Genomic DNA, 724 nt, shown 5'->3' on the forward strand with positions numbered 1-724 from the left:
ACCGAATGCTTGTCACTATAAAAGGCTAGAGGTTTGCCGTATTGTTCAATGTAGGCTCGGGTTGAAAGCATGTAGTCAAAGGTCGTTTCAGCCTCACAAAAGCGCAGATGCAACAGCTTTCCAGTGGCATCATCGATATAAACCAACAAGCAGCATTTTGCAGCTCGACCTTCAAACCAGTCATGATATGAGCCATCAATTTGGATCAGTTCACCGAAGCAATCCCGGTTATAACGTGGCTGATATGGACGCTTCAGGCGCTTGGATCGCGGAATCCACAGGTCATTGGCCGTCATCCAGCGCCGAAGCGTTTCTACCGGGATATTCAGGTCAAACATGCTGTTGAGCTTCTCATGCGCCAAGGTGGGTCCAAAGCCCAGTAAATGTTCAGCAATAATGGAAAGGCACTTTGATTTTAACAAGTCATCATGGCGACGATGGCCAGGTTGACCACGACTGGCATGTGCCATACCTGAGACACCATCTTGATTGAGCTTCTGCAATAACCGGGTAATTTGACGTGTGGAAAGATTTAGGATTTCAGCAGCACGGACCTGGGTAATACGATGATCTCGAACGTCTTGCAGAACTGCAAGCCGTTGAATTTCTTTGTCAGACATAGTGATAAGCATCTATATTTATATCCAGTCCATGGTGATAAAAACCATCATAAACTAGACATTTTTATTGGTGAGAATATAGACACTTTAAATGGGTTCTAACA

The 724-nt window shown here is 44.9% G+C and carries 1 protein-coding gene; it reads right to left on the reverse strand.

Annotation, left to right across the window (positions count from 1 at the left end; translation table 11 throughout):
• Positions 1–632 (reverse strand): ISNCY family transposase (locus AC25JC_RS17320; RefSeq protein WP_486924516.1); only part of this gene is annotated, 632 nt, incomplete at its 3' end.
• Between the last annotated feature and the right edge of the window lie 92 nt (positions 633–724).

Source organism: Acinetobacter sp. P37, assembly GCF_057480965.1.